Origin of the sequence: Paracoccus sigandri, assembly GCF_003709565.1 — a bacterium.
GTDB lineage: Bacteria > Pseudomonadota > Alphaproteobacteria > Rhodobacterales > Rhodobacteraceae > Paracoccus > Paracoccus siganidrum.
Genome location: NZ_QNRC01000002.1, coordinates 231,295 through 254,233, shown reverse-complemented (window position 1 = coordinate 254,233; position 22,939 = coordinate 231,295). Strand labels below are relative to the sequence as shown.

Genomic DNA, 22,939 nt, shown 5'->3' with positions numbered 1-22,939 from the left:
GCGCCCCCGCCAGCGCGGCCGGCAGGGGGGCGGCGCCCGGCGGCGATCAGTCGAAGGCGCGTTCGGTGATCATGTGGGTGAAGGCCCCATCGGGTGCGGCCGAGATCACCGGGTCCGAGCCGCCGGCCAGCAGCGTGTCCACGGTGCGCTGATAATCGGCCTCGTCCAGGGTGCCGTCGGTGCCGGCGGTCAGCTTGGCGATCTCCTGCGCCATGCGGACCTGGTGTTCCAGGGTCTGGGCGCCGGTCTCGTCATTCTCCAGCACGATCTCGGCGGCTTCCTCGGGGTTTTCCTCGGCATATTTCCAGCCCTTCATGCTGGCGCGCACGAAGCGGACCAGGTCGGTGACCTTCTCGCTGTCCTCCAGCGTGCTTTCCAGGACATAGAGCCCGTCCTCCAGCGTGGCGACGCCCTGGTCCTCGTATTTGAAGGTCACCAGGTCCTCGGGCGCGATGCCGGCGTCGATCACCTGCCAGTATTCGTTATAGGTCATGGTGCTGATGCAGGCGGCCTGCTTCTGCAGCAGCGGATCGACGTTGAAGCCCTGTTTCAGCACGGTCACGCCCTCGGCCCCGCCCTCGGTCGACAGGCCCAGATGGCTCATCCAGGACAGGAAGGGATATTCGTTGCCCGAGAACCAGACGCCAAGCGTCTTGCCGGCGAAATCACTTGTCGGATCGGTGATGCCGCTTTCCTTCAGGCAGGTCAGCATCATGCCCGAGGACTTGAAGGGCTGGGCGATATTGACCAGCGGCAGGCCCTTTTCGCGCGCGGCCAGCGCGGCGGGCATCCATTCGACGATCACATCGGCACCGCCCCCGGCCAGGACCTGCGTCGGCGCGATGTCGGGGCCGCCCGGCAGGATGGTGACGTCGAGGCCCTCTTCCTCGTAGAAGCCCTTGTCCTTGGCGACGTAATAGCCCGCGAACTGCGCCTGCGTGACCCATTTCAGCTGCAGGGTCAGCTGGTCGGCCTGGGCGCCCGCCCCGGTCAGCGCAAGGGCCGCGGCAGAAAGCATCAGTTTCTTCATTCGTTACTCTCCTGTTGGGGGGCGTCTCAGCCCCGTTGAGGACGCTGCGATGGGTGCCAGAATGTCACCTTCTTTTCGACCAGCGCCACGATGCCATAGAACAGCGTTCCCGCGACCGCCGCCACAAGGATTTCCGCCCAGACCAGCGGCAGGTCCAGCCGCCCGACGGCGGTCGAGATGCGAAAGCCCATGCCGCGCGTCGGGCTGCCGAAGAACTCGGCCACGATGGCGCCGATCAGTGCCAGGGTGGTGGTGATCTTCAGCCCGTTGAACAGGAAGGGCATGGCGGCGGGCAGGCGCATCTTGCGCAGGCTGGCGCCATAGGGCGCGGCCCAGGTGGCCATCAGGTCGCGCTGCATCGGATCGGTGGCGGCAAGGCCCGCGACCATGTTCACCAGGATCGGGAAGAAGACCATGACCACGACCACGGCGGCCTTGGACTGCCAGTCGAAGCCGAACCACATGACCAGGATCGGCGCGATGCCGACGATGGGCAGGGCGGCGACGAAATTGCCGATCGGCAGCAGCCCGCGCTGCAGGAAGGGGCTGCGGTCGATGGCGATGGCGGTGGCGATGGCCGCCAGCGCGCCGATCACCCAGCCGGTCAGCGCGCCCTTGACGATGGTCTGGACGAAATCGGTCCACAGCACGCCGCGATTGGCGGCGAAGCTGGCGGCGATCTGCGTCGGCGCGGGCAGGATCACGGTCGGCACCTGGTAGAGGCGGACCACCATCTCCCACAGGACCAGGATCGTGGCGCCGAAGATCAGCGCGACCAGGAAACGCGTCAGGCGCGTGTCGAAGCGCGCCAGCCAGGCGTTCAGGCCCCAGGCGCCCAGCCAGACCGCGATGATCGGCAGCGCGCTCATCGGGCCAGCCCCATGCGCTTCAGGACCAGCGTCTCGATGGCGCCGATCAGCATGACCAGCGCGGCGGCCAGGGCCGCGGCGGCAAACAGCGCCGACCAGATCTGCACCGTCTGCCCGTAATAGCTGCCCGACAGCAGCCGCGCGCCAAGGCCCGCGGTGGCGCCCGCCGGAAGCTCGCCGACGATGGTGCCGACCAGGGCGGCGGCGATGGCGACCTTCAGGCTGGCGAACAGATAGGGCATCGAGCTGGGCAGCCGCAGCCGCCAGAACTGCTGGGCGCGGCTGGCGCTCCAGCTGCGCATCAGGTCCAGCTGCATGGCATCGGGCGTCCGCAACCCCTTCACCATGCCGACCAGCACCGGGAAGAAGGACAGCCAGGCGGCGATGATCGCCTTGGGCAGCAGCCCGGTGATCCCGGCGCTGGCGAAGACCACGATGACCATCGGCGCGATGGCCAGGATCGGGACGGTCTGGCTGGCCACGGCCCAGGGCATGACCGACTGGTCCATCGCCCGGTTGTGGACGATCCCCACCGCCAGCAGGATCCCCGCCAGCGTGCCGATGCCGAAGCCCGCCAGCGTGGCCGAGAGCGTCACCCAGCCATGCCAGACCAGGCTGCGCCGAGAGGTGATCCGCTGCCCCGCGATCCCCTCCCACAGCCCCGCCGCGACCTGATGCGGGGCGGGCAGCACGGGGCGGTCCAGCGCCAGCGTCTGGCGGATGAACTCGGCCGTCGTCAGCACGGTATCGGCGCGCGCCGCCTGGTCGCGCACCCATTGCCCGTTCATCCAGATCGCGCCCAGATACCAGATCGCGACGATCGCCAGCAGCACGGTCAGCACCGGCAGCGCGCGCGCCTGCAGGCCGTCCCACAGCCTGCGGCCCGGCGCGGCGCTGGCGGCCTCAGTCATGGCCGTGGCCCTCGCGCAGCCCCTCGCGGACCTCATGGGCCAGGGCGATGAATTCCGGGGTCTCGCGGATCTCCAGCGGGCGGTCCGGGGGCAGGGGGCTGTCGATGATCCGCGTGATCCGCCCCGGACGCGGCGACATGACCACGATCTTCGTCGACAGATAGACCGCCTCGGGGATCGAGTGGGTGACGAAGCCGATGGTCTTGCCGGTCTTCTTCCACAGCTCCAGCAGCGCCTCGTTCAGCCGGTCGCGGACGATCTCGTCCAGCGCGCCGAAGGGCTCGTCCATCAGCAGGATGTCGGCATCGAAGGCCAGCGCGCGGGCGATGCTGGCCCGCTGCTGCATCCCGCCCGACAGCTGCCAGGGGAACTTGCCCCCGAAACCCGCCAGGTCGACCAGCTCCAGCACGCGGGCGATCCGCGCCGCGCGGTCGGCCTTGCCAAAGCCCATGATCTCCAGCGGCAGGCTGATATTGCCGGCGATGGTGCGCCAGGGGTAAAGCCCCGGCGCCTGGAAGACATAGCCATAGGCGCGGGCCTTGCGCGCCGCATCCGGGGTCATGCCGTTCACCCGCAGCGTTCCGGCGGTCGGGCTCTCCAGCGCGGCGACGGCGCGCAGGAAGGTCGTCTTGCCGCAGCCCGAGGGGCCGATGAAGCTGACGAAATCGCCCCGGCCCACGGTCAGGTCCACGTCCTTCAGCGCATCGACCGGCCCGTCGGCGGTCTGGAAGGTCAGCCCGACGCCCTTCGCCTCGATCACCGGATGCGCCAAGTCAGACCCCGCTTGCCGGAATGCCCGACCGCTCGACCGGGCGCGGCGCGGTCAGTTCCTTCCAGGCCGACAGCGCCCGGTTCACCGTCCCGCGCGGCGCGCGCGCAACGAATTCGCCATGGCCCTCGCGACTGTCCAGCTTGCCCTCGGTCACGGCGACGACGCCGCGGGTCAGCGTGAAGCGCGGCAGGCCCTTCACCTTCTGCCCCTCGAACACGTTGTAATCGATCGCCGATTGCTGGCTGCCCGCGCTTATGGTCTTCTCGGCCTCGGGGTCCCAGACCACCAGGTCGGCATCGCTGCCCACCAGCACGGCGCCCTTCTTCGGATACATCCCCAGGATCTTGGCGATATTGGTCGAGGTGACGGCGACGAATTCATTGGGCGTCAGCCGCCCGGTCGCCACCCCATGCGTCCACAGCATCGGCATCCGGTCCTCGAGGCCCCCTGTGCCGTTCGGGATCCTGGTGAAATCGCCGACGCCATACCGCTTCTGCTCGGTGGTGAAGGCGCAATGATCGGTCGCCACGACCGAGAGGCTGCCCGACTGCAGGCCGGCCCACAGGCTGTCCTGATGCAGCTTGTTGCGGAACGGCGGCGACATGACCCGCCGCGCGGCATGGTCCCAGTCGGGATGGAAATACTCGCTTTCGTCCAGGGTCAGGTGCTGGATCAGCGGCTCTCCCCAGACCCGCTTGCCTTGGCTGCGCGCCCGCCGGATCGCCTCATGGCTGTCCTCGCAGCTGACATGCACGACATAGAGCGGCACCCCCGCCATGTCGGCCACCATGATCGCGCGGTTGGTGGCCTCGCCCTCGACCTGCGGCGGCCGGCTATAGGCATGGGCCTCGGGCCCCACATTCCCCTCTGCCAGCAGCCGCGCCGACAGTTCCGCCACCACGTCGCCGTTCTCGGCATGGACCAGCGCGATCCCGCCCAGGTCGCCGACGCGCCGGAAAGACGCGAACAGCTCGTCGTCGTTCACCATAAGCGCGCCCTTGTAGGCCATGAAATGCTTGAAGCTGGTGATGCCGCGATCCACCACCGCCGCCATCTCGTCGAAGACCTGCTCGCCCCACCAGGTCACCGCCATGTGGAAGCTGTAGTCGCAATGCGCCCGGCCCGACTTGTTGTCCCACATCTGCAGCGCATCCATCAGCCCCTGTCCGGGCGAGGGCAGGGCGAAATCCACCACCATCGTCGTCCCGCCCGCCAAAGCCGCCCGCGTGCCGCTCTCGAAATCATCGGCGGAATAGGTGCCCATGAAGGGCATCTCCAGATGGGTATGCGGATCGATCCCCCCCGGCATCACATAGCAGCCCGAGGCATCCAGCACCTCGTCGCCCACCAGCCCCTCGCCGATGGCGGCGATCCGCCCGCCCTCGATCAGCACATCCGCCTTCCAGCTCAGATCGGCCGTGACGATGGTTCCGTTCCTGATGACCGTGCTCATGCCCACCCCTTTCATCTTGGCTCAAATATCCCGGGGGTCCGGGGGCAGAGCCCCCGGCCGTCGCGCCTCAGCGCACCACCTCGGCCGCCTCCAGCACCGCATGCAGCAGCACGTCGCAGCCCGCCGCCGCCCATTCCGGGCTGATCTCCTCGGCCTCGTTATGGCTCAGCCCGTCCACGCAGGGACACATGATCATCACCGTCGGCGCGACCTTGTTGATCCAGCAGGCGTCATGGCCCGCGCCCGAAACGATATCCATGTGGCTGTAACCCAGCCGCTCGGCCGCGCCGCGCACCATGTCGACCAGTGCCGGATCGAAGCTGACCGGATCGAAATGGCCGACCGGCTCGATCCCGATGCCCAGCCCCAGCTCCGCGGCGATCGCGGCCGCCTCGGTCTCCAGCCGGGCCCGCATGGCGGTCAGCTTTTCCAGGTCCGGGCTGCGGAAGTCGATGGTGAACACCGCGCGGCCGGGAATCACGTTGCGCGAATTCGGCCAGACATTCATCTGCCCCACCGCGCCGACGGCATTGGGCTGGTGATCCATGGCGATGCGATGCACCGCCTCGATGATCCGCGCCATGCCCAGCCCCGCATTCACCCGCATGTTCATCGGGGTCGAGCCGGTATGCGCATCCTTGCCGGTCAGCGTCACCTGCAGCCACCACAACCCCTGGCCATGGGTGACGACGCCGATCTGCTTGCCCTCGGCCTCCAGGATCGGGCCCTGCTCGATGTGATATTCGAACATCGCATGGACCCTGCGCGCGCCCGGCGCCTCGTCGCCGCGCCAGCCGATGCGGTCCAGCTCGTCGCCGAAGCGCAGCCCCTCGGCATCCTCGCGGCTGTTGGCGTAATCCTCGGTCAGCTCGCCCGCGAAGACGCCCGAGGCCAGCATGGCCGGGGCGAAGCGCGCGCCTTCCTCGTTGGTCCAGTTGGTCACCACGATCGGCCGCCGCGTCACCAGCCCCATGTCGCGGATCGAGCGCACCACCTCCAGCCCCGACAGCACCCCCAGCACGCCGTCGTATTTGCCCCCCGTGGGCTGGGTGTCCAGGTGGCTGCCGATATAGACCGGGTCCAGGTCGGGCTCGGCCCCCTCGTGGCGCATGAACATGTTGCCCATGCGGTCCAGCCCCATGGTCATGCCGGCCGCCTCGCACCAGTCGCGAAACAGCGCGCGGCCTTCGGCATCGGCATCGGTCAGGGTCTGGCGGTTGTTGCCGCCCGCGACGCCGGGGCCGATCTTCGCCATCTCCATCAGGCTGTCCCACAGCCTTTCGGAATTCACCTTCATGTTCGCGGCCGCGGCCGGTCCGCCTGCGTCACTCATCGAGCTTCCTTCCTGTCTGTCCGCCCCGTCTTCGCGCGGGGTCGGCTTCGATGGGTCGGCGCGCCCGGACCATCGGCTTCGCGCGGGTCCGGCAGGCCGCTTTCCCGCGTCCGTTCCGGGCCGATGGCTGGGGCGGCATTGATATTCCTTGCCAAATATTGACCAAACGGTCAGGCTCAGGCTAGCACGGGGCGTTGGTCAGTCAAGCGCCGGTGCTGGTCGGATCGCAAAATTCGGTTTACTGCCCATGAATGAGCCATCCCGCAGAACCATCCCACAGAGCCATCCCGACGGAGAGACGATGAGCGACGAGAGCCCGCCCCAGATGACGCGCATCCAGAAGCGCAACCGGGAATTGATCCTCGAGGGCGCGCTGACGGCCTTCGCGGCGCATGGCTTTCGCGGCTCGACCATCGACCAGATCGCCGAATCGGCGGGCTTGTCCAAGCCCAACGTGCTCTACTATTTCGACTCGAAGGACGAGATCCACCGCACGCTGCTGACCGCGCAGCTGGACATGTGGCTGGCGCCGCTGCGCGCCATCGACCCCGAGGGCGAGCCGCTGGAGGAAGTGCTGCGCTATGTCCGCGCCAAGCTGGACATGTCGCGCGACTATCCTCGCGAAAGCCGGCTTTTCGCCCATGAGGTCATGCAGGGCGCGCCGCATCTGAACGAGATCCTGGGCGGGCATCTGCGCGAGCTGGTCGAGGCCGCTGTCGGCACGATTCGCGGCTGGATCGCGGCGGGGCGCCTGGCCCCGGTCGATCCGCATCACCTGATCTTCTCGATCTGGGCGCTGACCCAGCATTACGCGGATTTCGACACCCAGGTCCGCGCGGTGCTGGGCCCCGGCCACGACCCCTTCGCCGAGGCGGGGGCGTTTCTGGACAATCTCTACCGGCGGATGCTCAGCCCCTGAACGTCACTCCGCCTTCGCCGTCAGCATCGTGGCGGCGGGCAGGATCATGTCGAGGTTCTCGCGCGCGGCCTCCAGGAAATCCTCGCGGGCGCCCATCGCCCAGTCGACGGTGGCGGTATTGGTGGCGGCGACGATGGCGGCGGCCAGGATCTCGGCCATGGCCGGCTTGATCGTCGGCATCCTGCGGCGCAGCATCTCGCTCAGCTGCGCGCGCCGGGCCAGGACCGCATTCTGGCGCAGCGCCAGCAGCTTCTGGTCGGTCTCGCTCAGCCGCAGCATGTCGGCGACCAGGTCGCGTTCTTCCACGAAGCGGCCCAGATGGGCGGCGATCAGCATGTGCAGGTCGTCGATCAGCCGCCCGCGGCCGGCGACGAAGCGCTCGGCCGCCTCGGCCGGATAGTCCGGCGGCGGCCCCATGATCGCGGCTTCCTTGTAGGGATAATAGTTGAAGAAGGTGCGGGTGCTGATTCCCGCCTCGCGGGCGATGGTTTCGGTGGTGATGTTGTTCAGGCCCTCGGCGATGGCGAGGCGGATCGCGGTGGCCTGGATCCGTTTGAGGGTGCGAACGCGGCGGCTGTCTTGCGAACTCATGCGGGGTGTTCGATGCTCCTTCGATCCCGCCGCGACCGCAAGCCGGCCGGGCTTCTGCAAGGGTCGCCAAGCTTCGCCCCGGTGTCAATGCCGCATCTGGTCACAAGATCGCGGTGCAGAAAGTTGATTTCACGATGAAAACCGCGGGATTCGCTGCCGTTATACTCCGCATTGGCCGGGCAGGGAAAAGCCGTCGCCGGAAATCGGGCACCGGAAATGGCTGAACCGCCCGAGCAGGGATCGGGCGGCATCAGGCAGGCGTCCGGTCGCGGGGACGGGACATGAGGACAGGGGCGCAGGGCAGGAGGGTCAGGAACCCCAGCTGCGCACCGGGCCGCAATCCATGTGGACGAAGTTCGAGCGCGAATATTTGCCGACGCCGCCCGCCCGGCAGGACAGCGCCGCCTGGTACATCTGGTTGACCGAGCGCGATTTCAGCCGCAGGTCCGCCGCCTTGCCGGTCACGTGCAGCGAGTTCTGCGCAACCCCGCCCGAGGTCCGGCGCAGCATCGCATTGGTCTGCGGAGAGCGGTAGCCCGACAGCATCATGTAGGGTTCGTTGGTCTGCAGCAGCCGGTGCGAGGCCGCCGCCACGTCGACGGCGCGCGGGTCGATGCCGATCGCCTGTCCGGTCCGCCAGTCGCGCATGAAGATGTTGATCTCGTTCAGCGCTTCGCGAATGTACTTGCCGTCGACCCAGTAGACGGTGTCGATGCTTTCGCCGGTCCTGCCCGAATACATGCGGACCCGCCGCATGTCGCCCGCGCCGCGGAGGAAGCCGAAGGCATTCGCCATCACCGGCGCAGCCGCAACCGTCGTCGCCGCGAAGACACCCATGATGCCGCGACGGGAGATAAGGTCCATTGTCATGTCAGATCGCCTGTCCTGCTTCGTTCTTTTTTGCCACGCGTTTCGCGGCGCGTCCGGAGTTTACCCCGAACTTGCTAACAATATGTCAAATCCTCGCGTGTTCGGGAACAGATTCCTGCGGATTGTGATGTTTGCAGGCAACGATCGGCGGGTTTTTGCCGATACCTGTGGTTGTGGCATCGAGGGCGCAATGCTGTGGCGGGAATGCCACGGGACCCGCGGATGCTGCGGCCGAATGATCGTCTCATATGGACCAAAATCCGCGAAAATGCGAGAAATAAAGCATAATCCGGGCGCGAGGTTGGGATGTTGCGGCTTTCGAGATCGATTGCGGTCGGCTGTCTGGCCCTGATCGCGCCCCTGCAACCGGTGGTTGCGCAGACCGCCTTGCCACAGGCCGCCCTGCCGCAGGCCATCGTGCCGCAGCCCGGAACCTTGCGGGTCGCCGCCGCCGTCCCCCCGCGGCTGGAGTTCTCGGAGGTCGAGATGGCGCTGGCCCGCGCCGTGGCCGATTCCCCGGTGCTGGCGGCCTTCTACGGCTCGAACGGGCTGCGGCCGGTCTTTGCGGGTCCCGAGGGGCAGGCGCTTCGCGACGCGCTGCGGCAAGCGGTCACGGCCAGTCCCGCCCATGGCATTCCCGCCGCGCGCTATCGCCCCGACACGCTGGCCGGCGACGGTCGGGACCTGCCTTCGGAACTGGCCGCAGAATTGGCTCACGCGCGCGTGCTGGCGCGCTATCTGTCCGATCTGAGCGGCGGCATGGTCCGGCCTTCGGCGGTCGATCCGCAGATCCATCGCCAGGTCAGGCGGCCGCCGGTGGATCGGATGATGGCCGAATTCGCGGCCAGCGGCGACCCGGCGGGCTATCTGGCCTCGGTCGCGCCGCGCCATCCGGCCTATCGCGCCCTGCAGCAGGCGCTGGCCGCGCGGCAGGACCTGGTGGTGCCGCCGGGCCTTCCCGCCGTGCCCGAGGCGCTGTGGCGGCCCGGAATGCGCGATCCGGGCGTGGCGCTGCTGCGTGAACGGCTGGCATCCATCGGCTTTGCGGCGCCCGGCGCGCCCGATCTTTACGATGAGGCGCTGTCGGCCGAGGTCGCGCGCTATCAGCAGGCCATCGGGCTGCCTGCCGACGGAATCGCCGGGCCGCGCACGATCCGGGCGCTGAACGCGGGCGCCGACCAGGGCACGCAGCGCATCCTGATGGCGCTGGAGCGGATGCGCTGGCTGGGCGGCGAGGACCTGGAGGCGCGCCATGTCTGGGTGAACATCCCGGAATTCAAGGCGCGGATCCTCGACGGCGGCCGGCAGATCTTCGAGACCCGCACCGTCGTCGGCACGGCCGATCCCGACCGCCAGACGCCGGAGTTTTCCGACCAGATGGAATATGTCGTCGTCAATCCGCGCTGGAACGTGCCGCGCTCGATGACGGTGCGGGACTATCTGCCGCAGCTGAAGGCCAACCGGCACGCGGTATCGCATCTGGATGTCGTCGACGGGCAGGGGCGGGTGATCCCGCGCGGCCAGATCGATTTCTCGCGCTATACGGCGGCGAATTTCCCCTATCGGCTGCGGCAGAAGCCGGGCGACGACAATGCGCTGGGGCTGGTCAAGTTCATCTTTCCCAACCCGTGGAACATCTATCTGCACGACACGCCGACCAAGCACCTGTTCGCCAATCGCAGCCGGGCCTATTCCAACGGCTGCATCCGCATCGGCGATCCGTTCGACCTGGCCCATGCGCTGCTGTCGCAGCAGACCGACGATCCGCAGGCCATGTTCCGCCGCGCGCTGGAGGGCGGACGCGAACGCTGGCTGGCGCTGACGCCGAACGTTCCGGTGCATCTGGTCTATTTCACTGCCTATCCCGATGCGGATGGCGGGATCGCCTTCTTCGAGGATATCTATGGCCGCGACGCCGCGCTTTGGGCGCTGATGGAGAAGGCCGCACTGGATTCGGGCGGCCGGACGGATTAAGTCCTCCCCTCGAAGGGGAACCGACATGACCGTGACGATCGCAGAATTGGCGCATGCGCTGGAGGCGCGCAGCTGGGGGGATGAGGCGCTGGAGGTGACCGGCGCGGCCGAGCCCGGCGCGACCCAGCCCGCCGGCGACCGGGGCGGGGTCATCGCACTGGCCATGTCGCCGAAATATGCCGAGACGCTGAAGCCCGGCTGCCTGGCGATCCTGGCCGAGGGGATGGACCCCGAGGCCTACGGGCTGCGCGCCGCGATCTTCGCCCCGCGCCCGCGCCTGGTGATGGCCGGGCTGACCCGCGCCTTCGATACCGGCCCCGACATCGCGCCCGGCATCCACTCGACGGCCGTGATCGACCCCTCGGCCCGGATCGGCGAGGGCGCGGCCATCGGCCCCTTCGTGGTGATCGGCGCGGATGTGGTGATCGGCGCGCGGGCGCGCATCGCCAGCCATGTCTCGATCGGGCGCGGCAGCCGGCTAGGCGACGATGCGCTGATCCACCCCGGCGTGCGCATCGCCCATGGGGTGACGGCGGGCGACCGGCTGATCGTGCAGCCCGGCGCCTCGATCGGCGGGGACGGCTTTTCCTTCGTCACCCCCGAGGAATCCGGCATCGAGGAGATCCGCCGCACCCTGGGCGAGCGCGCCGAGATCAAGGCGCAGCACTGGACCCGCATCCATTCGCTCGGCGGGGTCGAGATCGGCGACGATGTCGAGATCGGCGCGAATTCCACCATCGACCGCGGCACGATCCGCTCGACCCGCGTGGGCTCGGGCACCAAGATCGACAACCTGGTGATGCTGGGCCACAACGTCGCGGTGGGCGAGGACTGCCTGCTGTGTTCGCAGGTGGGCATCGCCGGTTCCGCGAGGGTCGGCAACCGCGTGGTGCTGGCCGGCAAGGTCGGCGTCAACGACAATATCGAGATCGGCGACGACGTGATCGCGGGCGGCGCCAGCAAGATCTTCACCCGCGTTCCGGCAGGCCGGGTCATCCTGGGCAATCCGGCGGTCAGGATGGATACCCAGATGGAGATCCAGAAGGCCGTGCGCCGTTTGCCGCGCATGGCGCAACAACTGGCAAAACTTCAGGAAACCGTTACACGACTGCTGGAAAAGGGCTGAGCAGGAGGGACCATGTCCGACACCATCAAAACCCGTATCAAGGCCATCATCGCCGAGCAGGCCATGCTGGAGCCCGACCAGATCACCGACGAGGCCACCCCCGAGGAACTGGGGATCGACAGCCTGGGGCTGGTCGAATCGATCTTCGCGCTGGAGGAGGAATTCGACATCTCGATCCCCTTCAACGCCAATGAGCCCGACAAGTCCGATTTCGACATCACCAACATGGGCACGATCATCGCCGCCGTCGAACGGCTGGTGGCGGAAAAGGCCATATGAGCGGCAAGAAGGACGGCGGCAAGAAATCAGCGCGGCCGGCGGCCCCGGAAGACCAGGTGGATCGCGGGCTGGCCGCGCCCGAGGCGGCCTGCGGCCCCGAACCCGAGGCGCGCGGCGGGTTGCGCCGCGTCGTCATCACCGGCGCCGGCACCGTCAACGCGCTTGGCCATGACGTGCCGGCCACGCTGGAGGCCTTCCGCGAGGGGCGCTGCGGCATCAGCCAGCTGCAGTTCCGCGATGTCGAGAGGCTGTCGATCCAGATCGGCGGGCAGATCCACGACTGGCGGGCCGAGGATTACTTCAACCGCCAGCAGATCCTGCTCTATGACAAGTTCACCCAGTTCACCCTGCTGGCGGCCCGGCAGGCCGTGGCCCAGGCGGGGCTGAACTTCCAGGGCGCGCTGGGGTTGCGCGCGGGCGTCGTGCTGGGCACCGCGGGCGGCGGGCTGAACACCTGGGACGAGAATTACCGCGCCGTCTACGAGGAAGGCAAGAACCGCGTCCATCCCTTCGTCGTCCCCAAGCTGATGAACAATGCCGCCGCCAGCCATGTCAGCATGGAATACGGGCTGCGCGGCCCGTCCTTCACCGTGGCCACCGCCTGCGCCAGTTCCAACCACGCGATGGGACTGGCCTTCCAGATGGTGCGCTCGGGCGCGGCGCAGGTGATGCTGACCGGCGGCTCCGAGGCGATGCTGTGCTTCGGCGGCGTGAAGGCCTGGGAGGGGCTGCGGGTCATGTCCAAGGACGCCTGCCGCCCGTTTTCCGCCAATCGCAACGGCATGGTCCAGGGCGAGGGGGCGGGCGTCTTCGTCTTCGAGGACCTGGAACATGCCCGCGCGCGGGGCGCCGAGATCCTGGCCGAGGTGGTGGGCTTCGCCATGTCCTCGGACGCGCAGGACATCGTCATGCCCTCGGCCCATGGCGCGGAACGCGCGATCACCGGGGCGGTGCGCGATGCCGGGCTGAACCCGGACCAGATCGGCTATATCAATGCCCACGGGACCGGAACGGCGGCCAATGACAAGACCGAATGCGCTGCCGTCGCCCATGCCTTCGGCCATCACGCCGACCGGCTGATGATCTCGTCCACCAAGTCGATGCATGGCCACCTGATCGGCGGCACCGGCGCGGTCGAGCTTCTGGCCTGCCTGATGGCGCTGCGTGAGGGCGTGATCGCGCCGACCATCGGATACGAGGAAGCCGATCCCGAATGCGCGCTGGACGTGGTCCCGAACGAGGCGCGCGAGGCGCGGGTCGATGCGGTCCTGTCGAACGCCTTCGCCTTCGGCGGGCTGAACGCGGTGATCGCGCTGCGCCGGATCTGAAAACCGCCGCCAATCAGGACGAAACCATGAAAAAACCGCGCCCCCGAGGGGCGCGGTTTCGTCGTTCTGGAACCCCGTGGGCGCGCTTATTCGGCGGCTTCGGGCGTTTCCATTTCCGTGTTTTCGGGGCTGGTGGCTTCCGGGGCCGGGGTATTGCTTTCCTCGATCACGGTGGGCGCGGCGTCGCCGGCCTCTTCGGCCAGCTGCTGCACCTCGTTGAAGGCGGCGGTGAAGCCCGACAGCGACAGGTCCAGGCGAACCGGCTGTTCGGGATCGGCGCCGAAGGGCAGCAGCGTCACCACGGCCTTGTTGCCGCGCTTCATGCCGTTCAGCTCGTCCGGCGTGAAGCCCATGCGCGAGACGCAGCCCACCGGCGCGCAGAAGCTGAACGGATAGCCGCGCGGCTCGGCATTGTCGACGCCGAAGCCCAGGCCCTGGATCAGGTCGGTTTCCAGCGGTGCGATCAGCGTCGCCCCGGCGGCGACATTGCCGTTGCGCAGCGGGATCAGCGTCATCTCGGCGACCGCGTTGTCCTCCTGGTCCTGCATCAGCTGGTAAAGCTCGCAGGGATCGGGGCCTTCCTCGGTCCTGATGCAGCGCACCGTCCAGTCGTTATGCGTCGAGCGCACGTAATAGCTGCCCACGCGCGGCTCGCCCGGCTCGGCCTCGGCCTCCTGCTCGGCGCCAGGTGCGGTTTCGGCGGGGGCGGGCGTCTCGCCTTCGGCCGCTTCCTCGCCCGTGGCGGCGTCGCCGGGCGCATCCTCGGCCGGCGCGGCTTCGTCCGCCGCCGGTTCAGTCGCCGGTTCGGTCCCCGCTTCGGGCGCGGTTTCAGCCGGGGCGGCGGGCTGCTCGGTCGTGGCATCCTCGGGGGCGGGCGTCTCGGCATCCTGGGCGAAGGCCGGCGCGGCCGCCAGGGCCAGGGCCGCCAGAAGCGCATGGGAGTTCTTGAGGATCATGGATGTTTCTTCCCTTTGCTCAATGCTTTGAAGGCGGGTTAACACGTCTGCCGGGGAATGTCAGTCGGCAAGAATGACGAGGCGCTTCACCTTGGCTTGACCCGTGGCGCGACCCTGCCGTCCGGGCGGCGCGGCCTGTGCGGCTTTGCGCGCATCGCGCAAACGTCACTTGAAGGGATCGGGGCAGGGCCAGGGATGGCGGCTTGCGCGGCGGGCGGAAAATAAGGGTCGCAGCAAGCACTGCGACCCCGTTACGCTATCGCGTTTGCTCCCTGCCGGACTGGCCGGTCATCATTGGACGCACGCTAGTCGCGGCATCGTGATCCGTCAACAGTCTTGACGGATTCGGGCGATCACAAAAAAGCCGCGCCCGAAGGCGCGGCAGTCCAACAGGGAGGAAGTCCCGGAGCCCAAGGCAAGCAAGGATCCCGGACAGCTTCAGTCTGGCACAAATTTCCTAAGATTGTATTCTCGGCGCGCACGATTGTTGCGCAATGGGCAGGAATATGCCTGAGAGACGGCAAGGGGGATCCGCATGGCCGCAGTTCTGGATACCGCATCGGGCACGATCTTCGTCGGCGGCGGGGGCGAGGGGCATGCCGTTCCGCAGCACCTGCTGCTGAAATACGCCAACCGCCACGGCCTGATCGCCGGGGCGACGGGCACCGGCAAGACCGTGACCCTGCAGACCCTGGCCGAAAGCCTGTCGCTGGCCGGGGTGCCGGTGTTCCTGGCCGATGTGAAGGGCGATCTGGCGGGCCTGGCGCGTGCGGGCAGCGCCGAGGGCAAGCTGCACGAGGCGTTCGCGTCCCGTGCCGGACAGATCGGCGTCGACCTGGATTACCAGTCCTTTCCGGTCACCTTCTGGGACGTCTGGGGCGAGCTGGGCCACCCGGTCCGCACCACTCCGGCCGAGATGGGGCCGCTGCTGCTGTCGCGCCTGCTGCAGCTGACCGATGCGCAGGAAGGGGTGATGAACATCGCCTTCCGCGTGGCCGACGAACAGGGGCTGGCGCTGCTGGACCTGAAGGATCTGCAATCCATGCTGGTCTGGGTGGGCCAGAACGCCGAGGAACTGTCGCTGCGTTACGGCAATGTCGCCACCGCCAGCGTCGGCGCCATCCAGCGCGCGCTGCTGGTGCTGGAAAACCAGGGCGGCCAGAAGCTGTTCGGCGAACCGGCGCTGGAGCTGGCCGACATCATCCGCCAGGACGCCTCGGGCAAGGGGATGATCAACATCCTTGCGGCCGAGCGGCTGATGAACGCCCCGCGGCTCTATGCGACCTTCCTGCTGTGGCTTCTGTCGGAACTGTTCGAGCAATTGCCCGAGGTGGGCGATCCCGACCGCCCCCGCATCGCCTTCTTCTTCGACGAGGCGCATCTGCTGTTCTCCGACGCCCCCAAGGCGCTGGTCGAGAAGGTCGAGCGCGTGGCGCGGCTGATTCGCTCGAAGGGGGTCAGCGTCTGGTTCATCAGCCAGAACCCGGCCGACATCCCCGAGGCGGTGCTGGGCCAGCTGGGAAACCGGGTCCAGCACGCGCTGCGCGCCTTCACCGCCAAGGACCAGAAGGCGCTGCGCATGGCGGCGCAGAACTATCGCCCCAATCCCGAATTCGATACCGCCGAGGCGATCCAGAATGTCGGCACGGGCGAGGCCGTGACCTCGCTTCTGGAAGCCAAGGGCGTGCCGGGGATCGTCCAGCGCACGCTGGTCCGCCCGCCCTTCAGCCGCCTTGGTCCGATCACGCCGGCGGAACGGGCCGAGATCGTGAACGCCTCGCCCATGGGGCCGAAATACGGGCAGAGCCTCGATCGCGAATCCGCCCACGAGCTGCTGGCGCGCCGGGCCGAGGAGGCGGCGAAGGAAAGCGCCGCGGCGCAGGCGGCGCAGGGCAAGGACGACGACCTGTGGAAGATGGATGACGAGCCGGCCAGAGCCCGCCGCCAGGACGGCGCGCGCCGGAAACCCGCGTCGGGGTCGCGGTCCTCGCGCTCGGACAGCATCGTCGAGACCTTCGGCAAGAGCCTGGCCCGCCAGCTTGGCACGAAATCCGGGCAGGCGCTGGTCAGGGGCGTGCTGGGATCGCTGTTCCGGGGCAAATAGCCCGGCCCATGGGGCGCGATCCCGCCGCTGCGCTGGCGGCGCGCATCTCGGCCAGGATGGCGATCATCAGCAGGACGTGGCGCTTCAGGTCGTATTCGGCCGAGCGCGCCTTGCGCGCGCCGTCCAGGGCCGCTTCCTCGGCGCGCAGCCGTCGCAGGGCGGCGTCGGGCGCGGGGCAATCCTCGCAGCGCAGCAGCCTGGGCAGGTCCCGCTGCCGCCGCCAGGCCGTCTGGCCCGCGCGGGCGGCCCGGACCAGGATGCGCGGGCGGCGCAGCGCGTGATTCGCGGCGCGGGCGGGAAAAGCGATGACATTGGGGTCTGGGCGCATGGGCTGGGGTCCTCTCCGATCTGCGGCGAGGGCAGATTCACACAACTTCAAGCTGTGTTGCCGGATGCATGGACGCAGCGCGCGCCGGGGCAAGAATTCTTTAGGATTTGTTAGGGAATGTTGCGTCTACCTGAAGGAACCCTCCTGCGAGCTTCAGGATTAAACACAACCCAGGGTAGCTTTCTGTCGCGCTGCCCGAGGATGACAAGGGACGTGACATGACCATTTTCTCCGGTGATTTCGCAAGCGAGATCGACATTGCCGGGCCCCGGTCGGGGGACGAACAGATTGCGGCCCCGGCCGCGGACCTGCCCGAGGATGCGCGCCTCTATCTGCGCCATGTCGAGAACGGCGAAACCATCCGGGCCCTGGCGCGCGAGGCGGGCTGCCACGCCTCGACCATCCTGCGCCGCATCCGCCGTTTCGAGGCCCGCCGCGACGATCCGCTGGTGGACGGCGCGCTGTCGGGCACGTCCCCGGCGGGTCCCGGCGATGAGCGGCAGGCGCTGCGGGTGCTGCGCCGCCTGGCGGAACCGGGCGCGGTCCTGGCCACCGCCGATGGGATGGAGAAGGCGATCGTGACGCGGGACGAGATCCGCACCGCCGTGCTGGATCGCGGACTGGCGGAATCGATGGCGCTGAAGGGCTGGATGGCGCAGTCGGGGCAGGGCGGCCGGTTGCGGCGCTACGTGATCACGCCCGCCGGACGCGAGGCGCTGCGCCGGATGCTGCGGTCGCCGCGCCAGCGCAACGCGGTGCCGGCGCCGGGCGATTTCGCCGATGCCCGGCCGGTCGAGGCGGCGGGCGAAATGGCCGAGGCCGCCGCGGGCTTCCAGCACGCCGACCGCCACCGGATCTGGGAAGAGCGCGTGATCGAGGATCCCGAGGACGGCCGCCGCCACCGCCGGCGCGTGAATGTCGCCGAAAGCCCGCTGCTGGTGCTGGCGCGGCGGCGCGACGGCAATGGCCAGCCCTTCCTGACGCCGGGCATGGTGGCGGCGGGCGAAAGGCTGCGCGAGGATTTCGAGCTTGCCCAGATGGGGCCGCGCGTGACCCAGAACTGGGACGGCTTCATGACGGCGGGGATCGACCTGTCCCGCAGCTCGGGCGGCTATCGCGGCGGCTCGGAATCGGCGCGCGACCGGGTGGCGGCGGCCTTGCGCGACCTGGGGCCGGGCATGGGCGACATCGTGCTGCGGGTCTGCTGCTTCCTGGAGGGGATCGAGATGACCGAGCGCCGCCTGGGCTGGTCGGCGCGTTCGGGCAAGATCGTGCTGCGGCTGGCGCTGATGCGGCTGGAGCGCCACTATCGCGACCTCTACGGCGAGGGCAGCCCGCTGATCGGCTGAGCCGCCCGCCGCGCCTCAGCCGCCCAGCTTCTTCGCCACCAGCTCGTTGACGGCGGCGGGATTGGCCTTGCCGCCGGTCGCCTTCAGCACCTGGCCCACGAACCAGCCCGCCAGCTTGGGGTTGGCCTTGGCCTTTTCCACCTGCGCGGGATTGGCGGCGATGATCTCGTCCACCGCCTTCTCGATGGCGCCCAGGTCTGTGACCTGCTTCATGCCGCGCGATTCCACGATCTCGGCCGGATCGCCGCCCTCGAGCCAGAGGATCTCGAACAGCTCCTTGGCGATCTTGCCGGAAATCTCGCCCCCGGCGATCAGGTCGATGACGCCCCCCAGCTGCGGCGCCGAGACCGGCGAGGTCGCGACCGTCAGCCCCTCCTTGTTCAGGCGGCCGAACAGTTCGTTGATGACCCAGTTCGCGGCCATCTTGCCGTCGCGGCCCGCCGCCACCGCCTCGAAGAAATCGGCATTCTCGACCTCGGCGGTCAGCACGCCCGCGTCATATTCCGACAGGCCCAGATCCTGCACGAATCGCGCCTTCTTCTCGTCCGGCAGCTCGGGCATGTTCCCGGCGATGCCGTCCACCCAGGCCTGCTCGATCTCCAGCGGCAGCAGGTCGGGATCGGGGAAATAGCGATAGTCATGCGCCTCTTCCTTGCTGCGCATCGACCGCGTCTCGCCCTTGTCGGGATCGTAGAGCCGGGTTTCCTGCACCACCTTGCCGCCATCCTCCAGAATGCCGATCTGGCGGCGCGCCTCGTATTCGATCGCGGCCTGGATGAAGCGCAACGAGTTCATGTTCTTGATCTCGCAGCGCGTTCCCAGATGGCTGAAATCCTGGGTCTCCTGATAACGCTCATAGGCGCCGGGCGGGCAGACGCTGACATTGACGTCGGCGCGCAGGTTGCCGTTCTGCATGTTGCCGTCGCAGGTGCCCAGGTAGCGCATGATCTGGCGCAGCTTCGAGACATAGGCGGCGGCTTCCTCGGGGCCGCGGATGTCGGGGCGGCTGACGATCTCCATCAGCGCGACGCCGGTGCGGTTCAGGTCCACGAAGGACATGTTCGGATCCATGTCGTGGATCGACTTGCCGGCGTCCTGCTCCAGGTGGATGCGCTCGATCCTGACGCGGCGGGCCACGCCCGGTCCCATGTCCACGATCACCTCGCCCTCGCCGACGATGGGATGGTAGAGCTGGCTGATCTGGTAGCCCTGCGGCAGGTCCGGGTAGAAATAGTTCTTGCGGTCGAAGGCCGAGACCAGGTTGATCGCCGCCTTCAGCCCCAGCCCGGTGCGCACCGCCTGCGCCACGCAGAATTCGTTGATGACCGGCAGCATCCCCGGCATGGCCGCGTCCACGAAGGCGACGTTGGAATTCGGCTCGGCCCCGAATTCGGTCGAGGCGCCGGAGAACAGCTTCGCTTTCGATGCCACCTGCGCATGGACCTCCAGCCCGATCACCAGCTCCCAGTCGCCCCTGGCGCCGGCGATCACTTTCGGCTGGGGTGCGGTAAAGGACAGATGGTCAAGCATGGGCGGCCTCGGCTGCGGATTTGCGGTCTGGCAGCGGTTCTAGGGCAGCCGGACGCCATTGTCACGGGGCCGCGGCCATGCAAGATCACCACATATTTGAGGACGAAGAGGTTTGACATGCCTTTGCTTGCGGCAATTCTGGGGGCCGTGATCGCGGCGGCGGTCTGGTATTGGAGATTGCGCGCGGCCGGGATGGCGGCGCGGGAACTGACCGGCATGGCGGCCGATGTGCTGGGGGCGGCGCGCGCCCTGGGCTTCCGGCGCCGGGCCAATGTCCATCCGGTCGACAGCGTGGACGACCCGGCGCTGGCCGTGGCCGCCATCGGCATCGCTTTCCTGGAACTGGACGGGCTGCCCTCGCGCGAGGATCAGCAGCGGCTGGCCCGCTCGATCGGGCGTCATACCGACAATGCCCCGACGAAGACCGAGGAGATGATGATCGTCGGCCGCTGGCTGGTGAACGAATGCCACGGCGCGCAGCCGGCGATCTCGCGGCTGACGCGCAGGCTGGCCCGGCTGGACGCGGCGGGCTTCCAGCCGCTTCTGTCGGTGCTGAACGACGTGGCGCAGGGCGCGGGCGGCCTGTCGGCGAAACAGCGCGACTCGCTGGACGAGATCGGCCGGCTGATGAAACTGCGCTGAACGGCGGCGGATCGGTTCCGGCAGGTCGGGTTTTCCGGCAGATCCGCCCCGCCCCGGCCCCGCGATGGGCATGATCCCGCCGACGGCGGAACGCCGCGCTTGCGCCGCGCTGCGCTGCGGCTAAGGGGTTTCGGGACGAAACTGCCCCACGAGGACCGCATGCGCCCTGCGCTCGCCCTGGCTACCCTGGCCCTTCTTGCCGCCTGCAACACGACCGCCGGCCCCTCTGCCGAAGAGATCGCCCGGCAGGAGGCGCAGCAACTGGCGCTGGCGGCCAGCCCGCCGATGCGCTGGCAGGACAGGAGCGGCTCGGAGGCCTGGACGCGGGCGACGCTGGCGGCGCTGGACCGCGAGGGCGTGACGATCCTGTCGCGGGTGCCGGCGGATATCGACAGCTTCTGCCCCAATTACGCGGAACTGACCGAGACCGGGCGCAAGGCCTTCTGGGCGGGGCTGCTGTCGGCGGTGGCCAAGCATGAAAGCACCTACAATCCCGGCGCGCGCGGCGGCGGCGGCAAATGGCTGGGGCTGATGCAGATCGCGCCGGCCACCTGGCGCCATTACGGCTGCAGCGGCGACATCACCAACGGCGCCGACAACATGTCCTGCGCGGTGCGGATCATGTCGCGCCAGGTCGGCCGCGACAATGCGGTCGCCCATGACGGCAATGGCTGGCGCGGCGTGGCGCGCGACTGGGCGCCGATGCGCAATTCCTCGAAACGCGCCGACATCGCCGCCTGGACCAGCAGCCAGAGTTATTGCAGCGCCCAGGGCCGAACCGGCTGACGGCGGAAGAAAGGGGCGCTGCCCCTCGGCGCGCCTGGGGGCGCGCCTCACCCCGAGGTATTTTTCAGGAGTGCGAGGGGCCGAAGGTCGCCCCGGTTCCGGCCCGTGCCGCGCATCCTCGCGATGCCGCGCCCTGAGGACAGGGAACCGGGGCGCCTCGCTCTCCTGCGGTCATCGGCGCCTCCGCCTGTACCGCCAGGCCGTTCTGCCAGGAATTGATTGAGAAAAGGTTACCGCGCCTCGCACTCCTGAAAAATACCTTGGGGGGTGAGGCCCGGCACGGGCCGAGGGGGGCAAAGCCCCCCTTTCCCCCCTCGCGTTCAACGCAGCGTGGCCAGGATGCGCGCCCAGGAACGCGCGCCCTTCGCGAAGCTCTCGACATCGTATTTCTCGTTCGGGGAATGGATGCGGTCGTCGTCGCGGCCAAAGCCGATCAGCATCGAATCCATGCCGAGGATCTCCTTGAAATCCCCCGCGACGGGGATCGAGCCGCCGGCGCCGATATAGGCGGCCTCGCGCCCCCATTCCTCGCTCAGCGCGGCCTTGGCGGCGGCGAAGGCCGGGTCCGAGGTGTCCATGACGCTGGCCATGCTGCCGCCATGCGGGTGGAATTCGACCGTGCAATCGTCGGGCAGGAAGTGGCGGACATGGGCGCGGAAGGCGGCGCGGATCCGTTCGGGATCCTGCCCTCCGGTCAGCCGGAAGCTGACCTTGGCGCGGGCCTCGGCGGGCAGCACGGTCTTGAAGCCGTCGCCGGCATAGCCGCCGGCGATGCCGTTGATCTCGGCCGTGGGGCGGTTCCAGACCATTTCCAGCGGCATCCGGCCCTTTTCGCCGATCGGTTCGCGCAAGCCCACCCCGCCCAGGAAATCGGCGGCGTCGAAGCCGAGCGCCTCCCAGTCGCGGCGCAGCGTGTCGGACAGCTCCTCGACCCCGTCATAGAAGCCGGGCAGGGTGACGCGGCCGCTGGCATCCTTCAGCGATCCCAGCGCCTGCGCCAAGATCATGATCGGATTGGCCGCCAGCCCGCCGAAGCTGCCCGAATGCAGGTCGCGATCGGCGGCGCGAATCACCACCTCCTCGCCCACCAGCCCGCGCAGCTGGGTGGTGATCGCCGGGCGCCCGTCGGAATAGAGCCCGGTGTCGCAGATCATCGCCAGCGAGGCGCGCAATTCCCCGGCATTCGCGCCAAGGAAGGGGCGCAGCGAGGGCGAGCCCGATTCCTCCTCGCCCTCGAAAAGCAGCACCAGGTCCGAGGGCAGGCTGCCATGCACCGCCTTCCAGGCGCGGAAAGCCTCGACAAATGTCATCAATTGCCCCTTGTCGTCCGCGGCGCCGCGCGCCCGGATCACCGGCCCGGCAGGGGTCTGCTGGATCTGGGGGTCGAAGGGCGGGCGGTCCCACAGCGACAGCGGATCGACCGGCTGCACGTCGTAATGGCCGTAGAACAGCAGTGGCCGCGCATCGCCCTTCTGCGAATGGGCGACGACCATCGGATGGCCCGGCGTGTCGCGGATTTCTGCATGGAAACCAAGCAGTTCAAGCTCGTTCCGCAGCCATTCCGCGGCCCTGCGCACATCGCCCCGATGGGCCGGATCGGTCGAGATCGAGGGGATGCGCAGGAAGTCCAGCAGCCGCTCCAGCGCCGCATCCAGACCGGCATCCAGTTGCCCCAGCACCTGTGCCAGCTTTGCCTCGTCACTCATCCCAAGCTCCTTTCCGACTGAATTGCTTGGTCATTTCCATGGGCCTTTGGTCGCGGTGCGACAATTTTGGCCTGTCATTTTCG

The 22,939-nt window shown here is 68.3% G+C and carries 21 protein-coding genes; 9 read left to right on the top strand and 12 right to left on the bottom strand.

Annotated features, from left to right (window positions below; all coding sequences use genetic code 11):
* Window positions 1-46: 46 nt before the first annotated feature.
* The 6 genes from C9E82_RS02765 to C9E82_RS02740 form a co-directional block, all read right to left on the bottom strand.
* Window positions 47-1,030 carry an ABC transporter substrate-binding protein gene (locus C9E82_RS02765; RefSeq protein WP_119898072.1) on the bottom strand — a complete coding sequence of 328 codons (984 nt, stop codon included), beginning with the start codon at window positions 1,028-1,030 and terminating at the stop codon, window positions 47-49.
* A 26-nt stretch (window positions 1,031-1,056) separates the two neighbouring features.
* Window positions 1,057-1,899: an ABC transporter permease gene (locus tag C9E82_RS02760; RefSeq protein WP_119898073.1), complete on the bottom strand. Its 843-nt coding sequence runs from the start codon at window positions 1,897-1,899 to the stop codon at window positions 1,057-1,059.
* Entirely contained in the window at window positions 1,896-2,810 is a 915-nt protein-coding gene (locus tag C9E82_RS02755; RefSeq protein ID WP_119898074.1) for an ABC transporter permease, read from the bottom strand. Before C9E82_RS02755 ends, C9E82_RS02760 begins: the two co-directional genes overlap by 4 nt.
* Window positions 2,803-3,582 carry an ABC transporter ATP-binding protein gene (locus tag C9E82_RS02750; RefSeq protein ID WP_119898075.1) on the bottom strand — a complete coding sequence of 260 codons (780 nt, stop codon included), beginning with the start codon at window positions 3,580-3,582 and terminating at the stop codon, window positions 2,803-2,805. The genes C9E82_RS02755 and C9E82_RS02750 overlap by 8 nt, the downstream gene beginning before the upstream one ends.
* Before the next feature lies 1 nt (window position 3,583).
* On the bottom strand, window positions 3,584-5,035 hold the full coding sequence (gene hydA / locus C9E82_RS02745; protein WP_119898076.1) for a dihydropyrimidinase: 1,452 nt from the start codon (window positions 5,033-5,035) through the stop codon (window positions 3,584-3,586).
* A 67-nt stretch (window positions 5,036-5,102) separates the two neighbouring features.
* The gene (locus C9E82_RS02740; protein ID WP_119898077.1) at window positions 5,103-6,368 is read right to left on the bottom strand and encodes a Zn-dependent hydrolase; all 1,266 of its coding nucleotides are present in this window, start codon (window positions 6,366-6,368) and stop codon (window positions 5,103-5,105) included.
* A 301-nt stretch (window positions 6,369-6,669) separates the two neighbouring features.
* Between C9E82_RS02740 and C9E82_RS02735 the strand changes: the two genes are divergently transcribed.
* The gene (locus C9E82_RS02735) at window positions 6,670-7,287 is read left to right on the top strand and encodes a TetR family transcriptional regulator C-terminal domain-containing protein (protein WP_119898078.1); all 618 of its coding nucleotides are present in this window, start codon (window positions 6,670-6,672) and stop codon (window positions 7,285-7,287) included.
* Between the two features lie 3 nt (window positions 7,288-7,290).
* On the opposite strand, the gene C9E82_RS02730 is transcribed toward C9E82_RS02735, so the two are convergent.
* Window positions 7,291-7,878: a TetR/AcrR family transcriptional regulator gene (locus C9E82_RS02730; protein ID WP_119898079.1), complete on the bottom strand. Its 588-nt coding sequence runs from the start codon at window positions 7,876-7,878 to the stop codon at window positions 7,291-7,293.
* 309 nt (window positions 7,879-8,187) lie between these two features.
* Window positions 8,188-8,748, bottom strand: a complete 561-nt coding sequence (locus tag C9E82_RS02725) for a YcbK family protein (RefSeq protein ID WP_119898080.1) — start codon at window positions 8,746-8,748, stop codon at window positions 8,188-8,190.
* A 387-nt stretch (window positions 8,749-9,135) separates the two neighbouring features.
* On the opposite strand from C9E82_RS02725, the gene C9E82_RS02720 reads away from it, so the two are divergent.
* The 4 genes from C9E82_RS02720 (at window position 9,136) to C9E82_RS02705 (ending at window position 13,455) form a co-directional block, all read left to right on the top strand.
* The gene (locus tag C9E82_RS02720; protein ID WP_240643523.1) at window positions 9,136-10,722 is read left to right on the top strand and encodes a L,D-transpeptidase family protein; all 1,587 of its coding nucleotides are present in this window, start codon (window positions 9,136-9,138) and stop codon (window positions 10,720-10,722) included.
* 25 nt (window positions 10,723-10,747) lie between these two features.
* Complete coding sequence (lpxD, locus tag C9E82_RS02715) at window positions 10,748-11,848, top strand: UDP-3-O-(3-hydroxymyristoyl)glucosamine N-acyltransferase (protein WP_119898082.1); 1,101 nt, start codon at window positions 10,748-10,750, stop codon at window positions 11,846-11,848.
* Window positions 11,849-11,860: 12 nt separating this feature from the next.
* Window positions 11,861-12,127: an acyl carrier protein gene (locus C9E82_RS02710; RefSeq protein WP_119898083.1), complete on the top strand. Its 267-nt coding sequence runs from the start codon at window positions 11,861-11,863 to the stop codon at window positions 12,125-12,127.
* 119 nt (window positions 12,128-12,246) lie between these two features.
* Window positions 12,247-13,455 (top strand): beta-ketoacyl-[acyl-carrier-protein] synthase family protein, encoded by a 1,209-nt coding sequence (locus C9E82_RS02705; protein WP_119898107.1) that lies wholly within the window; start codon window positions 12,247-12,249, stop codon window positions 13,453-13,455.
* 86 nt (window positions 13,456-13,541) lie between these two features.
* Here C9E82_RS02705 and C9E82_RS02700 read toward each other — a convergent pair whose 3' ends face one another.
* Window positions 13,542-14,411: an invasion associated locus B family protein gene (locus tag C9E82_RS02700; protein WP_119898084.1), complete on the bottom strand. Its 870-nt coding sequence runs from the start codon at window positions 14,409-14,411 to the stop codon at window positions 13,542-13,544.
* 535 nt (window positions 14,412-14,946) lie between these two features.
* On the opposite strand from C9E82_RS02700, the gene C9E82_RS02695 reads away from it, so the two are divergent.
* Window positions 14,947-16,515 (top strand): helicase HerA-like domain-containing protein, encoded by a 1,569-nt coding sequence (locus C9E82_RS02695; protein ID WP_119898085.1) that lies wholly within the window; start codon window positions 14,947-14,949, stop codon window positions 16,513-16,515.
* Here C9E82_RS02695 and C9E82_RS02690 read toward each other — a convergent pair.
* Window positions 16,478-16,843 carry a DUF6477 family protein gene (locus C9E82_RS02690; RefSeq protein ID WP_119898086.1) on the bottom strand — a complete coding sequence of 122 codons (366 nt, stop codon included), beginning with the start codon at window positions 16,841-16,843 and terminating at the stop codon, window positions 16,478-16,480. The two genes, C9E82_RS02695 and C9E82_RS02690, sit on opposite strands and share 38 nt — an antisense overlap.
* Window positions 16,844-17,061: 218 nt before the next feature.
* On the opposite strand from C9E82_RS02690, the gene C9E82_RS02685 reads away from it, so the two are divergent.
* Window positions 17,062-18,192: a DUF6456 domain-containing protein gene (locus C9E82_RS02685; RefSeq protein WP_119898087.1), complete on the top strand. Its 1,131-nt coding sequence runs from the start codon at window positions 17,062-17,064 to the stop codon at window positions 18,190-18,192.
* A 15-nt stretch (window positions 18,193-18,207) separates the two neighbouring features.
* On the opposite strand, the gene gatB is transcribed toward C9E82_RS02685, so the two are convergent.
* A complete protein-coding gene (gene gatB / locus C9E82_RS02680) occupies window positions 18,208-19,722 on the bottom strand; it encodes an Asp-tRNA(Asn)/Glu-tRNA(Gln) amidotransferase subunit GatB (RefSeq protein WP_119898088.1) in 1,515 nt (504 codons plus the stop codon).
* 117 nt (window positions 19,723-19,839) lie between these two features.
* On the opposite strand from gatB, the gene C9E82_RS02675 reads away from it, so the two are divergent.
* Together C9E82_RS02675 and C9E82_RS02670 are read left to right on the top strand one after the other, a co-directional pair.
* Window positions 19,840-20,364 carry a hypothetical protein gene (locus C9E82_RS02675; protein ID WP_119898089.1) on the top strand — a complete coding sequence of 175 codons (525 nt, stop codon included), beginning with the start codon at window positions 19,840-19,842 and terminating at the stop codon, window positions 20,362-20,364.
* A 159-nt stretch (window positions 20,365-20,523) separates the two neighbouring features.
* Window positions 20,524-21,150: a lytic transglycosylase domain-containing protein gene (locus C9E82_RS02670; RefSeq protein ID WP_119898090.1), complete on the top strand. Its 627-nt coding sequence runs from the start codon at window positions 20,524-20,526 to the stop codon at window positions 21,148-21,150.
* 320 nt (window positions 21,151-21,470) lie between these two features.
* Here C9E82_RS02670 and C9E82_RS02665 read toward each other — a convergent pair whose 3' ends face one another.
* Window positions 21,471-22,856: a M20/M25/M40 family metallo-hydrolase gene (locus C9E82_RS02665; protein WP_119898091.1), complete on the bottom strand. Its 1,386-nt coding sequence runs from the start codon at window positions 22,854-22,856 to the stop codon at window positions 21,471-21,473.
* Window positions 22,857-22,939 lie beyond the last annotated feature (83 nt).